At 52.8% G+C, this 13,860-nt stretch carries 13 protein-coding genes; 5 read left to right on the forward strand and 8 right to left on the reverse strand.

Annotated elements, in window-relative coordinates; all coding sequences use genetic code 11:
* Positions 1 to 18 precede the first annotated feature (18 nt).
* The 4 genes from rfbA to ACFQ1Z_RS03415 all read left to right on the forward strand — a co-directional run bounded on the left by rfbA (position 19) and on the right by ACFQ1Z_RS03415 (position 2,833).
* Positions 19 to 906, forward strand: a complete 888-nt coding sequence (gene rfbA / locus ACFQ1Z_RS03400) for a glucose-1-phosphate thymidylyltransferase RfbA (RefSeq protein ID WP_379055657.1) — start codon at positions 19 to 21, stop codon at positions 904 to 906.
* Positions 906 to 1,457 carry a dTDP-4-dehydrorhamnose 3,5-epimerase gene (gene rfbC / locus ACFQ1Z_RS03405; protein ID WP_379055659.1) on the forward strand — a complete coding sequence of 184 codons (552 nt, stop codon included), beginning with the start codon at positions 906 to 908 and terminating at the stop codon, positions 1,455 to 1,457. The genes rfbA and rfbC overlap by 1 nt, the downstream gene beginning before the upstream one ends.
* A gap of 261 nt (positions 1,458 to 1,718) precedes the next feature.
* Positions 1,719 to 2,297: a PEP-CTERM sorting domain-containing protein gene (locus tag ACFQ1Z_RS03410; protein ID WP_379055661.1), complete on the forward strand. Its 579-nt coding sequence runs from the start codon at positions 1,719 to 1,721 to the stop codon at positions 2,295 to 2,297.
* 38 nt (positions 2,298 to 2,335) lie between these two features.
* Positions 2,336 to 2,833: an FxDxF family PEP-CTERM protein gene (locus ACFQ1Z_RS03415; RefSeq protein ID WP_379055663.1), complete on the forward strand. Its 498-nt coding sequence runs from the start codon at positions 2,336 to 2,338 to the stop codon at positions 2,831 to 2,833.
* Between the two features lie 99 nt (positions 2,834 to 2,932).
* Here ACFQ1Z_RS03415 and dapC read toward each other — a convergent pair whose 3' ends face one another.
* Entirely contained in the window at positions 2,933 to 4,123 is a 1,191-nt protein-coding gene (gene dapC, locus ACFQ1Z_RS03420) for a succinyldiaminopimelate transaminase (RefSeq protein WP_379055665.1), read from the reverse strand.
* A 15-nt stretch (positions 4,124 to 4,138) separates the two neighbouring features.
* Between dapC and ACFQ1Z_RS03425 the strand changes: the two genes are divergently transcribed.
* Positions 4,139 to 5,041: a DMT family transporter gene (locus tag ACFQ1Z_RS03425; RefSeq protein WP_379055667.1), complete on the forward strand. Its 903-nt coding sequence runs from the start codon at positions 4,139 to 4,141 to the stop codon at positions 5,039 to 5,041.
* A gap of 4 nt (positions 5,042 to 5,045) precedes the next feature.
* Here ACFQ1Z_RS03425 and ACFQ1Z_RS03430 read toward each other — a convergent pair whose 3' ends face one another.
* From ACFQ1Z_RS03430 to ACFQ1Z_RS03460, 7 genes are all read right to left on the reverse strand, one after another.
* Positions 5,046 to 6,872: an O-linked N-acetylglucosamine transferase, SPINDLY family protein gene (locus ACFQ1Z_RS03430; RefSeq protein WP_379055669.1), complete on the reverse strand. Its 1,827-nt coding sequence runs from the start codon at positions 6,870 to 6,872 to the stop codon at positions 5,046 to 5,048.
* Positions 6,869 to 8,842 carry a bifunctional tRNA (5-methylaminomethyl-2-thiouridine)(34)-methyltransferase MnmD/FAD-dependent 5-carboxymethylaminomethyl-2-thiouridine(34) oxidoreductase MnmC gene (gene mnmC / locus ACFQ1Z_RS03435; RefSeq protein WP_379055671.1) on the reverse strand — a complete coding sequence of 658 codons (1,974 nt, stop codon included), beginning with the start codon at positions 8,840 to 8,842 and terminating at the stop codon, positions 6,869 to 6,871. The genes ACFQ1Z_RS03430 and mnmC overlap by 4 nt, the downstream gene beginning before the upstream one ends.
* A 37-nt stretch (positions 8,843 to 8,879) precedes the next feature.
* Positions 8,880 to 10,184: a class I SAM-dependent methyltransferase gene (locus tag ACFQ1Z_RS03440; protein WP_379055673.1), complete on the reverse strand. Its 1,305-nt coding sequence runs from the start codon at positions 10,182 to 10,184 to the stop codon at positions 8,880 to 8,882.
* The gene (locus ACFQ1Z_RS03445) at positions 10,181 to 11,053 is read right to left on the reverse strand and encodes a DUF1365 domain-containing protein (RefSeq protein WP_379055675.1); all 873 of its coding nucleotides are present in this window, start codon (positions 11,051 to 11,053) and stop codon (positions 10,181 to 10,183) included. Before ACFQ1Z_RS03445 ends, ACFQ1Z_RS03440 begins: the two co-directional genes overlap by 4 nt.
* A complete protein-coding gene (locus tag ACFQ1Z_RS03450) occupies positions 11,050 to 12,291 on the reverse strand; it encodes an NAD(P)/FAD-dependent oxidoreductase (protein ID WP_379057160.1) in 1,242 nt (413 codons plus the stop codon). Before ACFQ1Z_RS03450 ends, ACFQ1Z_RS03445 begins: the two co-directional genes overlap by 4 nt.
* 8 nt (positions 12,292 to 12,299) lie before the next feature.
* On the reverse strand, positions 12,300 to 13,241 hold the full coding sequence (locus ACFQ1Z_RS03455; protein ID WP_379055677.1) for an acyl-CoA desaturase: 942 nt from the start codon (positions 13,239 to 13,241) through the stop codon (positions 12,300 to 12,302).
* 93 nt (positions 13,242 to 13,334) lie between these two features.
* Positions 13,335 to 13,859 carry a lipocalin family protein gene (locus ACFQ1Z_RS03460; RefSeq protein WP_379055679.1) on the reverse strand — a complete coding sequence of 175 codons (525 nt, stop codon included), beginning with the start codon at positions 13,857 to 13,859 and terminating at the stop codon, positions 13,335 to 13,337.
* Position 13,860: the final 1 nt, after the last annotated feature.

Raw genomic sequence — 13,860 nt, forward strand, 5'->3', positions numbered from 1 at the left:
TGCTTAACAAGGTGAACAATGGCAAAAAATAGAAAAGGCATTATTCTGGCAGGTGGCTCTGGCACCCGCCTGTATCCGGCCACCCAGGCAGTTTCCAAGCAATTGATCCCGGTGTATGACAAGCCCATGGTCTATTATCCGCTGACTACACTTATGCTGTCAGGGGTGGAAGATATCTTGCTGATCTCTACACCACAAGACACCCCCAGGTTCGAGCAGTTGCTGGGCGATGGCTCACAATGGGGTATCAATATCCAGTATGCAGTTCAACCTTCACCCGATGGGCTGGCGCAGGCATTTATCATAGGCCGCTCGTTTATAGACAACTCGCCTAGCGCGCTGGTGCTGGGCGACAATATTTTTTATGGGCATGACCTGGCCACCACGCTGCAGCAGGCCAATGAAACACAAACTGGGGCCACCGTCTTTGCTTACCCGGTCAATGATCCTGAGCGTTACGGCGTGGTGGAGTTTGACCCGCAGGGCAAAGCCATCAGCCTGGAAGAGAAACCAGCGCAGCCTAAATCGCGCTATGCGGTGACCGGTTTGTATTTTTACGATAACCAGGTCAGCGATATTGCCAGCAACCTGAAACCCTCGCCCAGAGGCGAGCTGGAAATCACCGATGTGAACAAGCATTACCTTGCCCAGCAGCAGCTGAATGTCGAAGTCATGGGCCGAGGTCACGCCTGGCTGGATACCGGCACCCACGAATCGCTGCTGGAAGCTTCGCTGTTTATTCAAACCATAGAAAATCGGCAGGGCCTGAAGATCGCCTGCCCGGAAGAGATCGCTTTCCGCATGGGTTACATCACTGCCCAAGCATTGCTCAAGCAGGCCGAGCTCTACAAGAAAAACAGTTATGGACAGTATTTGCTACAGATTGTGAATGAGAAGGTATTTTAGTGATTGCGCATCAGACTTCTATCGCCGATGTTTTAGTGTTTGAGCCAAAAGTGTTTGGCGATGACAGGGGCTTTTTCTACGAAAGTTTTAACGAAAACGTGTTTGCTGAAGCGACTGGTTTACGCCCCAGGTTCGTGCAGGACAACCATTCTAAATCGGCCAAGAACGTATTACGCGGCTTGCATTATCAAATACAACAACCGCAGGGAAAACTGGTGCGCGTGACACTGGGGGCGGTATTTGATGTGGCGGTGGATCTGCGCATAAACTCGCCCACCTATGGTCAGTGGGTAGGTGAAGTGCTGAGCCAGGAAAATAAAAAAATGCTATGGGTGCCGGAAGGATTCGCACATGGCTTCCTGGTGTTATCGGAAAGTGCAGAGTTTCTGTATAAAACAACAGACTTTTATGCCCCGCAACATGAGCGTTGCATCATCTGGAATGATACTACCCTGGATATTGCGTGGCCGCTTGAGACTGCACCCGCATTATCTGCCAAGGACGCGCAGGGCAGTCATTTTACCGACGCCGAAAAGTTCACTGCGCTCTGATAGCTGATTAAGCTATTGAAATCATTTATATTTATACATCAAAAAAAAGCCTATTTTGTCACTTATTTGACACAATGCTTTGCTATTTTCTATGAAACTAGATAATATGCGATGCAATAGATTGGTGCATTTGGTGCATATTGGTTTTTTTTTTGGTGCAATACACACAGTATTTGTATCGATGACCATAATATATGCAACAAAATCAGGGGCTTACAATTAATTTGATTCTGGACTGATTTTTGCTTTAATAGTACTGAATTGAATCGGCAGCCGCTGGCCCGTATGGGCTATATAAAAATAATGCCATTAAATAATAAAATAGTAGTTAATAAAAACTTTGAGGAGAAAGCCATGTTCAAGCAATGGTTAAAAATAGCACTGATTCCAGCATTTGCTTTCGCTGGTACTTCCTATGCAGGTTCCCCTTTAAATTACGGGCTTAATCAGGAAAGGGTAACGGTTAGCCGTGCCCCGTCACAATTAGGCTCCTTCAGCTTTCTAGAGATCTTCACTCTGGATTTGACTGATGCGAATTACATCACTGCGACAGTAACTGAAGATAAGCGATTCTCCGTTTACGACATTGTCGACAACTCACTGAATCTTGGTCTTTACTTTAATAACCAGCTCATTGCACTCAACGACAATACTTTGTATGGCCCAGGCGCTTATGAGATAAGAGTGAATGGCGTTGCAACAGGATCAGCCGGTGGCCAATTCTTTTTGAATTACAACGTTTCAACTACTGCTGTACCTGAGCCTAGTTCCGCTTTGTTCATGATGTTAGGTCTTGGTTTACTTGGTGTGGTTTCAGTTCGCAAATCGAAGTCTTTGTAAATAAAATTATATATATTTTTTAAACTTAAGGAGAAGATATGAAAGTATCTAAATTCGCAGGCGCTGTTGCTTTTGCTTCAGTACTAGCCTTTTCAGGCTTAGCGTCAGCAACAGCTACAACAACCACTTTTAGTGGTTATGACCGTCCTTTTTCAACTGAAGCTAGAACAGAAAAAATTGATATTTCTTTCTCAGGTGGTAGCTTCAATTTGTCTGGTGTACTTGATCCAATTCTGACTACTTTGAATGGTGCAAACACTGGTTTATTCCAGGGTGCTTCCTTATACAATGGTCTGGATGCTGATGCATTGTTTACTTGGGCCCCAGAGGGTTTGAATTTAGCGAGATTTACATTCAGCGCTACAAACCTGGCTGCTGGTGATTACACCCTGAAATTCAATTTGCTGGGTGGTGGTTTTTACACTGGTAGCTACACAATTACTGCTGTTACAGCTGTTCCTGAACCAGAAACCAATGCTTTGATGTTAGTTGGCCTGGGCATGATCGGTTTGATCGCTCGCAGAAAATTCTCTTAATTTTCTAAGCTTTAAAAAAAAGCCGTTGTGCATATGCATAACGGCTTTTTTGTTTATAGCACTATCCTTATTTGCGGTGCGGCTTATTTATAGTGCTTCTTATTTATAGTGCGCTACTATGCGTTGCGCGGCTGCCAGGGTTTCTTGCGGTGAGGCAACTAAGGCCATGCGGATAAAGCCTTTGCCAGGATTGATACTGTGCGCTTCGCGCGCCAGGAAAGAACCAGGCAAGACCGTGATATTCAGATCCCGGTACAGTCGTATAGCGACGGTGGTGTCATCCTGTTGGGTATCTATCCACAAATAGAACGCGGCATCCGGCAGTTGTGCCTGAGGCCAAACCTGTTTCAGCAGCGGTGTCACGCTATTGAATTTCTCGCTGTACAGGCTTCTGTTCTCTATCACATGCACTTCGTCATTCCAGGCAGCGATACTGGCCGCTTGCACGGCAGGGTTCATGGCGCAGCCGTGGTAGGTGCGGTATAGCGCGAATTTTTCTATGATGGCTGCATCACCCGCCACAAAGCCCGAGCGCATGCCGGGGACATTTGATCGTTTGGATAATGAGCTGAACATCACCAGGCGGCTGAAATCGCGCCCCAGTTGATGTGCTGCCTGCAGCGCACCCACTGGCGGGCTGGCTTCATCAAAGTAAATCTCCGAATAGCACTCATCTGACGCAATGACAAATCCATACTGGTCTGATAGTTCAAACAGGGTCTTCCAGGCCTGCAGATCCATAACCTTGCCAGAAGGGTTACCAGGGCTACACACGAATACCAGTTGTGTGCGCTTGAGTATATCCACCGGCACCTGTGACAAGTCCATGCCATAGTCATTTTCTGCGGTGGTGTTGATAAAGTAAGGGCATGCGCCTGCCAGGAAAGCGGCACCCTCATAAATCTGGTAGAAAGGGTTAGGCGAAATGACCACCGGTTGTTGCGGACCGCTGATGTCTACCACCGCTTGCGCAAAAGCAAATAAGGCCTCGCGGCTGCCATTGACGGGCAAGATGGCTTTATCGATATTAAGCGCTGGGATCTGATAGCGTCTTTGCAACCATTCATTGATGGCGACACGCAAGGCCGGCACACCGATTGTGGTAGGATAGCTGGCCAGCCCGCCCAGGTTAGCCCGCAGTGCTTCACTGATGATTTGCGGCGTTGCATGCTTGGGCTCGCCTATGGATAAATTGACCGGCGCAAAGCCAGGGTCAGGTGTGATGCCTTCAAACAAATCACGCAAACGCTGAAAAGGGTAGGGCTGGAGTAAACTTAAATGTGGATTCATAGGGTCGTATTATAAGTGAGCCAGGCGCATAAACAAAAAGCCCATCAGCAAAATTATTTTGCCCTGGCAGCACTGATCTACGGTGCCATCAGTTGGGGGCTGATCTGGTACCCCTATCGATTACTCAACGACAGCGGTATTGCCGGCGTGCAATCCAGCGTGTTGAGTTATACACTGGCATTGCTGATAGGCGGTGTCCTGTTCTGGCGCCGCTACGCAGTGATCGCCGCCGTCCCGGCATCCGCTTACTGGTTAAGCCTGGTGGCCGGCTGGACCAATCTGGCTTATGTGCTTGCCATCATAGATGGCGAAGTCATGCGCGTCATGCTGTTGTTCTACCTGTCGCCATTATGGACGTTGCTACTGGCAAGAATATGGCTGCATGAGCGCTGGCAGAAGCCGCAATTGCTGGCCATCGCTTTATCCCTGATCGGGGCAGAGCTGATGCTGACAGACGGCCATTTGGGCTTGCCGTGGCCGCAATCCAGCTCGGACTGGCTGGCACTTTCCGCCGGCATCGGTTTCTCTATCACCAATGTCATTACGCGTTTTTCCACCCATCTCAGCATTGCTGCCAAATCCATGCTGGTGTGGCTGGGAGTGTTTGCTTTATCGGTCATCGTCCTGCTCTGGCAGGGCGGCGTGGCTGGCTTTGCCAAGCTAGGCTCGGTTGATATACATGCCATGGGCCTGTTGCTTATCATCGCGTTGATGATCACTTCTGCGACCTTGCTGGTGCAATATGGCGTCACCAAGATACCAGCTATCCAGGCTTCAGTATTGTTTATGTTTGAGCTGATAATCGCTGCGTTGGCTGCCTATTTCCTGGCCAACGAAGCGATGTCAGTGATGGAAATGGCAGGCGGCCTGTGCATAGTCGCTGCCGGTTTATTGTCAGTCTGGTACAGCAGCGAGTAGGGCGTTACTGCAGCAGCTGATGATAGACCTGCTCGAGCTTGCGGCAAAAGTCTGACGGATCAAACAGCACACTGGCCTGCTGCTTTACTTTTGTTTTAAGCGCCTGCATAGCCAGCGCATCATTTGCCAGCAAGATGGCCTGCTTTTCCAGCTGCGCCCAATCATCACAGATACATTCAGCCAAGCCACTGCCATGCAGCAGGCTGGCGCTGACACGCGCCGCAAATGTCTCGCCGGCAACCGTCAGCAGCGGAATCCCTAGCCACAAGGCGTCGCTGGCGGTGGTATGCGCATTGTAAGGGCTGGTATCCAGCATCAGGTCTGCGTGTTGCTGCCTGGCAATATGCTGGTCTACACTGGTACGCGGCGCAAAAATCAGCCGCTCTGGCGATACCCCAGCCAGCTGTGCCGTCTGTTTGAGATGGCTGGTAGCCCATGGGTTACACGCCTGCAACCACAACACACTTTGCGGCACTTGCTGCAAGATACGCATCCAGCAGGCAAATACCGCGGCGGTGATCTTAAAACTCTGGTTAAAACTGCAAAACACAAAGCCAGATTCTGGCAAACCGTGCTGCGCCCGCGTGCCTGCTTCAGCCTGCGGGCGTTGCGCATTATTCGGCTGGTAGCAAGGCAAGCTGATAGCTCGCTCGGAAAAGTCGCTTTGCTTGATGGTCTCGACTTGTTTAATGGTGTCGCCTGGCTTAATCGTCTCGACTTGTTTAATACTATCGTCTAGCAAGATAGCATCAAACAAACTACGGCCATTCAGCATGCCCATGCTGCCCGGATACCCCAGCCAGTTGATATGGCAGTGCGCAGGGCGGTAAGCGGCGACGCCACTGCGGCTGTTTTGGGTGAACCCGGTCAGGTCTATCAGGCAATCTATATCCCTAGCCCGCATATGGGCTGCAACTTCAGCATCATTGAGGCCGGAGATCTCCACCCAGTGGTCTGCGGCTGCGATAAATGCCGCGCGCTCGTCTGAGCTGTCGTCCCTGGCCTGATTATATAAATAGACTTCAAAATGGTCGCGGTCATGGCTGGCAATCACATCGGTGACCAGGTAAGCCAGCGGATGTCTGCGAAAATCTGCAGAAACATAGCCCAGTCGTATCTTCTGCCCTGCAACACGTGCAGCTGGCGCGGCCAGCGGCTGGATATGGCCGTAATGCTGCTGCGCCCATAAACTCGCGCATTGCAATTGTTCTGCAGCGCTGGTGCCAGGCATGGCCAAAAACGCAAATGGCGGGATCTGCGCCTGCGGCTGTTGCTTTAATGCCGTGCGTACTTCATCTATGGCCTGGTCCAGGCCTTGCCAGTCTGCCATATGCTGCTTCTGGTGTATCCAGTGCACTTTCGCATGCAGTAACTGCGGGTTATGTTTAAGTGCCTGCGCATAAGCCGCCACCGCCAGTGCCAGTTGGCCAGTTTCACGGTAGGCATTGCCCAGGTTGTTATGTACATCGGCATCCGCCGGGTTCAGCGCCAGTGCCTGCTGGTAATGCGCGATAGATTCGCTATTTAACCCCAGCTTGCGCAGGCTGTTGGCCAGGTTAAAGTGCACATCGGCCTGTTGCTGGTCGTGTTGCAGCGATTGCCGGAAATGATCGACAGCCAGGGCTTCATCGCCGCGCTGGCTGGCGGCATTACCCAGCTGCATTAAAATCTGCGGATGAGCAGGGGCCAGTTGCAAAGCCTTGGCAAACGACTGGTAGGCAAGTTCGGCCTGTTTCAGCGCCAGGTAGCAACGACCCAGCTCGTAATGCAAGCCCGGGTCCTGCGGCGCGCTAGCCAATTGCTGCTGCAACTGCCTGATGGCTGGCGTCATGCGGCCACCTGGTCTTTAAACGGATGCAAAAGCTGCTTCCAGCCCAGTTGCCTGAACAGATGGCGCTGTGGATGCAGCCCTGCCCAGAAACTGTCTTCTGTCAGTTGCGGCAAGTGCAGATCAAAATCATGCAACAGGCGCCTGGCTAGCACAGCGGCGCAATAAGGTGCGGTCATCAGGCCTTTGCTGCCATGCGCGACATGTACGTACAGCCCTTGTGCGGCTGGCAAGTCAGAAAAATCAGGTTTGGCGGTCGAGGGCAGCTCAGTGGAGGCCAGGTCGGCGGCTGGCAGCAATGGTCCGACATAAGGTAAATAATCCGGCGAACCACAGCGGCTGGAAGCGCGGGCATAAGTCACTTCTGCCGCCCCGGCCTGATCGAACTGCGGGCTTAAACTGCGTAGCATATTCAAATTCGACTGGTTATCCTCGTCACGCAACTCAATACCAGCATCGCCTGCGGCAAACGTAGCCCCCATAGCGTGCATACCATCGTGCACAGGGGTCAGGTAGCCTTCACCACATAAAATCGTTTTCAGGGGCTGCATGGCAGCTTGCGTGGCTATCATACCCATCTGCCCGCGCACCGGATTCAGACACATGCCGCTATCCGGCAGCAATGTCGCGGCATCCGCAGCATTGGCCACTATCACTGCAGCGAATCCTGCATAGTCTTGCGTAGCAGACTGCAACTGCCAGGCTTGGTCCTGCCTGCTTAACCCAAGTATCTCCTGCTGCAGATGCACATGTATATTGCTATGCGCAAGCATAGTCCTGCAGGCCACGGCGGGGTTGACCCAGGCGGCCTGGTCAAAATACAGGCAGTCTGTGGTCAAAGTGACACCCGCCAACTCGCTGGCCTGTGCTGCATCAACCTGCTTTAACAGGCCGAGTGAACCGTAACGCGCCGCAACTTTATGCACGCGCTTTTGTTCGCGGGTGCTGCCGCCAGCTTGCAGCAAACCGCAGGTTTTAAACGCATCCTGGTCCAGGCCCAGATTGGCATAATGGCGCAGACTAAAGCTGTAGCTACGCAAGGCCAGCTGGTCATTCATAGGTTTTTCGGCGTTCAGGCGTGGGTAGAGCATGCCGCGCGGGTTGCCTGAAGCGCCGTTAGCGATCTGGTCCGCCCGCTCGAACACATGCACTTCGCAACCCAATGTGGCCAAAAACCAGGCGCTGCTGCAACCGGCGATGCCAGCGCCTATCACTGCCACTTTAGGCAGTGGCTGCTGCTGCGGGCTTGCTGCCGCTTGCCACACGCCGGCCAGCATTTCGCGTTTGGCACCGTAGCCGGTTTTCTTTTCCACCACAAAGCCGGCAGCCTGCAAACCACGTCGCACAAAGCCGGCACTGGTGAAGGTAGCAAAAGTAGTGGCCGGGCGTGAACACCTGGCCATGCAATCAAATAAGGCTGACTGCCACATTTGCGGGTTTTTGGAGGGCGCAAAACCATCGAGGAACCAGGCATCGGCCTTCACATTCAGTGTCGGCAACACCTGTGCAGCATCAGCGATATGCAAGGTCAGACTGGCCGAGAAAGCGGGTAACTCCAGTTGGTTGATGCCAGGCTGCAATAATCTATACTGCTGGCACAAGGCCAGACTGAGTTCGGCCAGTTCAGGAAAATGGGCGTGCGCCTGCTGCAGATCCTGCAAGGTAAAAGGCGCGATCTCTATACTGACAAAGTGCAGGTGCGCGCTAGCCGGGGCATGTTGTCGCCATAGCTGCAGGGCGGCCAGAAAATTCAGTCCGCTGCCAAAACCGGTTTCAACGATGACAAAGTGGCAGGGGCGATCCAGCGTCAGCTGCTGCCAGCGTTGCTGCAAAGCGTTGTGCTGCAGAAATACATGGCGGGTCTCGGCCAGCCCGTGCTGGGGATGCTCAGCACTGGCAGAAAAATAAACATCATCGAATTGAGTGGAGTAGGGTACGCCTGCGCGCCACTCCAGCACTGCATGGGTAGTCATAGGGTGGCAATTTTATCATGCCCTGACGGCTGCGCGGCTACACCCGTTTAAGCGCTCTATAGCCTGGTTTGGCCAGCAGCAGATGGGCGTCGCCCAAGGCGCACTCGGCAAAGCCACCTTCACAGTAGCTCAGGTAGAAATCCCACATGCGGATAAACGTTTCGCTGTAGCCTAATTGCCTGACCGCAGCGATATGGGCAAAAAAGTTTTCCCGCCACAGGCGCAAGGTGGTGGCGTAATGCAACCCTATATCCTGCATATCCACCAGGCGCAGATCACTAGCGCGCGTCATACTAGCCAGCAGGGCGGTGTTGGAGGGGATATTCGAGCCCGGGAAGATATAGCGCTGGATAAAATCCACAGAACGTATGGCGCTCTCGTAGCGCTGATCGGCGATGGTGATCGCCTGTATCAAAGCCACACCGTCGACTTTAAGCAACTGGCTGACTTTTTTGAAGTAGGTATCGTAATACTGGTGGCCTACCGCCTCTATCATTTCTATAGAGACCAGTTTGTCATACTGGCCCTGCAGGTGGCGGTAATCCTGTTTCAGCAAGGTTATCTTATCCTGCAGGCCTGCTGCTGCCACGCGCTGTGTCGCCAGCACGAACTGCTGTTGCGAAATCGTGGTGGTGGTGACATGGCAGCCATAATGCCTGGCAGCATAAATGGCAAAGCCGCCCCAGCCGGTGCCTATCTCCAGCACATGGTCAGCTGCACAGAGTTGCAGCTTGTCGCAGATCAGCTTGAGCTTGCGCTCAGAAGCGGCTTGCAAGCTGGCAGTATCAGCCACAGCGCGCGACTCAGGTTCGAACACGGCCGAGGAATACATCATGGTCGGGTCGAGGAATAACTGGAACAATTCGTTACCCAGGTCATAGTGTGAAGCTATATTTTTCTGGCTGCCAGCTTCGCTATTGCTGTTCAGCCAATGAAATACCTTAAGCAATGGTTTACTCAGATACTGGTAACCACCCTCCAGCGACTCCATCAGCGACTGGTTAAGCACCATCAGGCGCACCACATCGGTCAGCGAGTCAGCCTGCCAGTAGCCCAGCATATAGGCCTCGCCGGCCCCTATACTGCCGCCAAAGGCGATCTCGCCATAAAACCGCGGGTCATGCACGGTGATAGTGGCCTGTATCGCTGTGGTATCGCTATCGCCGAACACATACTGCTGCTGACCTTCTATCAGCGTCAGCTGACCTGTTTGTAGCCCAGTCAGTCGCTTGAGCAGCTGGGACTTGGCCAGCTGAGCCACCCATCTGGCGCGGCTTTTTGGCTTTAACGGCCTGGTCAAATTGTCCGCGACCAGCGCTTTTGTATTAGGAATTGTGTTCATGATTCGTCACCAGGTCTGGAATGTGGTTTAGGGTGCGGGTAAAAAGGGATTCTTTTCAGCCTTAGGCGCAGGGCTTGCCAGTAAATGGCAGCCACCACTTTCAATGTCATCCACGGATAGCTGAATAGCATGCGGTTGAGGCTGTTGGCCTGCCACGGTTGCCGTTGCAGCTTTAAAGTGGCAAAAAACATGGCTTGCTGCTGCCGCCAGTTCTGCATATGCACGCTGAGGGTTTCGCCCGGGGCTGAAAACTGCCACTGGTAGTCTATATCCATAGGCATGAACGGCGAGACATGAAAGTCTTTGTGCAGTTTGAACAGCAGCGACTTATCCGGTTTGACCTCATGCACATAGGCGAATTGCTCTTGCCAGGGCGTATTGGTGATATGGCTGACTATGGCCTGCAATTCACCGTGGCTATCATGGCAATAATAAAAACTGACCGGGTTAAAGCATATGCCCCAGTAACGGCAATGCGTGAGCAGGCCTATGCGGCCCTGCGGTCGCTGGCCGGTGTGTGTTTCTACCAGGTCGCGTACACATTGATCCAGAGGCTGGTCGGGCGGGCCCAGGTAATCCTGGCGCCTGAAATAAGCACAATTTGGTTTAAGATAAGACCATAAGCTGTTATTTTTAAATAAATAAGGAAGTTCTTCCAGATCCAGATAAAGCATAAACAGCTGGTAACGGAAGCCATGCAGTTTGGGTTGCAGACGTTGATGGCTGATCCAGCCGGTATAAATGGCGCTATGCAATTTGTCGCCAGGTAATTTAACCTCAGGTAATTGATCGCCAGCCAAATGCTTGTTTAAAGCTTGCTCACTGGCTGATAGGTGATCAGCGATAGCCGGTGTAGGATCAGTCTTCATAGCGCCGCCTGAAAATGCTGAATTGCTGCCAGTGCACTCACCACGCCGTCCTCATGAAAACCATTTTTCCAGTAGGCACCGGCAAACCCGCTACGGTTGTGGCCGCTGATCTCGGCATGCCTGAGCTGCGCCTGCGCGCCCGCCAGTGTGAACAGTGGGTGGCGATAGTGCAGCTTTTTGATGATTTTGGAAGGGTCTATGCCCTGGGTGTGATTAAGCGTGACCAGCAAGGGTAGTGAAGAACGTATGCCTTGCAGGATATTCATATTGTAGGTAACTTGCACCTTGCCGGTGGTCTGTGCCGTGACATGATAGTTCCAGGCGGCCCAGGCCAGTTTGCGCCTGGGCATCAGGCTCGCATCTGTGTGCAAGAAAACGCTGTTGTCCTGGTAGGGGATAGCGCCCAGTATCTGTTGTTCAGCCGCCGTGGCTTCAGCCCCTAGCAGGCGCAAGGCCTGGTCGCTGTGGCAGGCAAAAAACACGTAGTCAAAACGTTGTTGGCCCTGCGCGGTGGTAAGTGTCACGCCTTGCGCATCTCTATGCACGGCGGTGACAGGGCAGTTCAGCTGTATGCGGTCTCTATAACCGGCAGTGATTTTTTCCAGGTAACTGGCCGAACCGCCCTTGATGGTGCGCCATTGTGGTCTTTGGTTGATGCTCAGCATGCCATGGTGATGGAAAAAACGCACAAAAAAGCGGGCGGGGAACTGCAGCATCTGCTCGGCATCAGTAGACCAGATGGCAGCGCCCATAGGGACGATATAGTCACGCACAAATTGCGTTGAATAGCGGTTTGCTGCCAGATAATCCCCCAGCGTGATCTCGTTGCCGGGCGCCAGCAAGGCCAGGGCCTGCTGGTTAAAGCGCAGAATATCGCGGATCATACGGTAAAAAGACGGCGACAGCAGGTTGCGCCTTTGCGCAAACAGGCTGTTGAGCGTAGTGCCGTTATATTCCAGCCCGCTGACCTCATTGCGCACGCTAAAGCTCATCTCACTGTCACGCCAGGCGACGCCGGCTGCTAGCAGCATGCGCTCGAACTCGGGATAGGTCTTGTCGTTGAACACGATAAAGCCAGTATCTACCAGATGGGTCTCGCCACCTATGTTCACCTGGTGGGTATGCGTATGGCCACCGATATAGTCATTGGCTTCAAACACCGTCACCTGATGTTGCTGATGCAGGTGGCTGGCAAGCGTGTTTCCGGCAATGCCGCTGCCTATGATGGCAATATTCAGGCCCATGGTTAATGCCCTTTGCCTGCATGCTGGTTACGAATCTCTACCGGCACCTGCTTGAGGTTCCAGATCAGGCCCAGGGCGGCCAACAGTTTCAGCCCGTAATAAGTAAAATCCAGCTCCCACCAGTAGAAGCCCTGTTTCACTGCTCCAGGGTAGTGGTGATGGTTGTTATGCCAGCCTTCACCCAGTGTGAAAATGGCGATCAGCCAGTTATTGCGGCTATGGTCGCGGGTTGCATAGCGGCGGCTGCCCCAGACATGGGCCAGTGAATTTATACAAAAAGTCGCGTGGTAGAGCACTATGGTTGAAACGACAAAGCCCCACACCAGTAGCTGCCAGCCATCAGTATGCAAGCCGGGGGCATAGGCGCCTAGCAGCTCGCCCAGGCCATAAATCGCCACGGCAAGCGCTACAGGCACCAGGCTATCAAACCTGTCCAGCCAGCACAGTTCGCGGAAGCGTGTCAGCTCGCGCACGCGTTCGAGCTGGATCTTGAAATTGGCATGGCTTAAAAACCAGCCCAGGTGGCTCCAGAGAAAGCCGTGCTGATGCGGCGAATGAATGTCTTGCGGCTGGTCAGCATGCACGTGATGGCTGCGATGATGTGAGGCCCACCATAACGGCCCGCGCTGCACTGCGCTAGCGCCTATCAAAGCGAAGATGAATTGGCCCAGGCGCGAAGTCTGAAATGTCTTGTGCGCAAAGTAGCGATGGTAAAAACCGGTGATGGCAAACATGCGCAGCACATACATGACGACTGCGAATGCGACTGCGAAAGGACTCCAGCCGACCCAGAACAAGGCGATCAGCGCGAAATGCAATGCGACAAATGGCAATACCCGCCACCAGTCTATACTTTCTGCGCTGGCAGTGGCTGGCGCCTGGTAACGCTGGTTATCCAGCCAGCCGACCAGGCGGCCAAGCAAACCCAAAACACGGTGCTGCATGTTGCTTCCTCTCCAAGCTCCTGACGGTTTTCAGCCCCCAGGGGGCATATACTAAATTCTTGTGCGCTGGCTTTCAGGCAAGCGCCAGCGGCTTCACAGCGACGGTTTAACCGGGGGTGTCACATTCAGGTGCGGGAAGATCTCCAGCTTGCTGATGTCGTATCCCATGGCCTTGATCTTTGCCACCAGTTGCTCAAAGCTGGCCTGGTCCATTGCTGGCTGCCGCGACATCAGCCAGACATAGTCGCGCTTGTTTCTGGCGATAATGGTGTGTTGCCCGTCATCGCTCAGATAAGCGATCAGGTATTCAGACTTGAACGGCCACAAGAATTGCATCTGCCATTCGGCATTGCCGCTGTCAGCCACCACGAAACCGGTCGGGTGATAAACTTTCAATTTGCCATCAAAAGCGCCCTGATTGAAAGTAAAAGTGGTAGCGATAGAGCCATCGGCATTCCTGTCATAGTGTTCGACCGGGTTATACGGATCACGCTCCATAAAGGTAGGGATAGCTGCGATCACATACCAGTCGCCCATAAAGCGGTCTACATCTACGTGTGCCACTGTTTGTATAGGCGGCAAGTTCTTGCAGCCAGTAAGGCCTAAGATAGTTATCATA

The sequence above is a fragment of the Methylophilus luteus genome (assembly GCF_042676265.1).
GTDB lineage: Bacteria > Pseudomonadota > Gammaproteobacteria > Burkholderiales > Methylophilaceae > Methylophilus > Methylophilus luteus.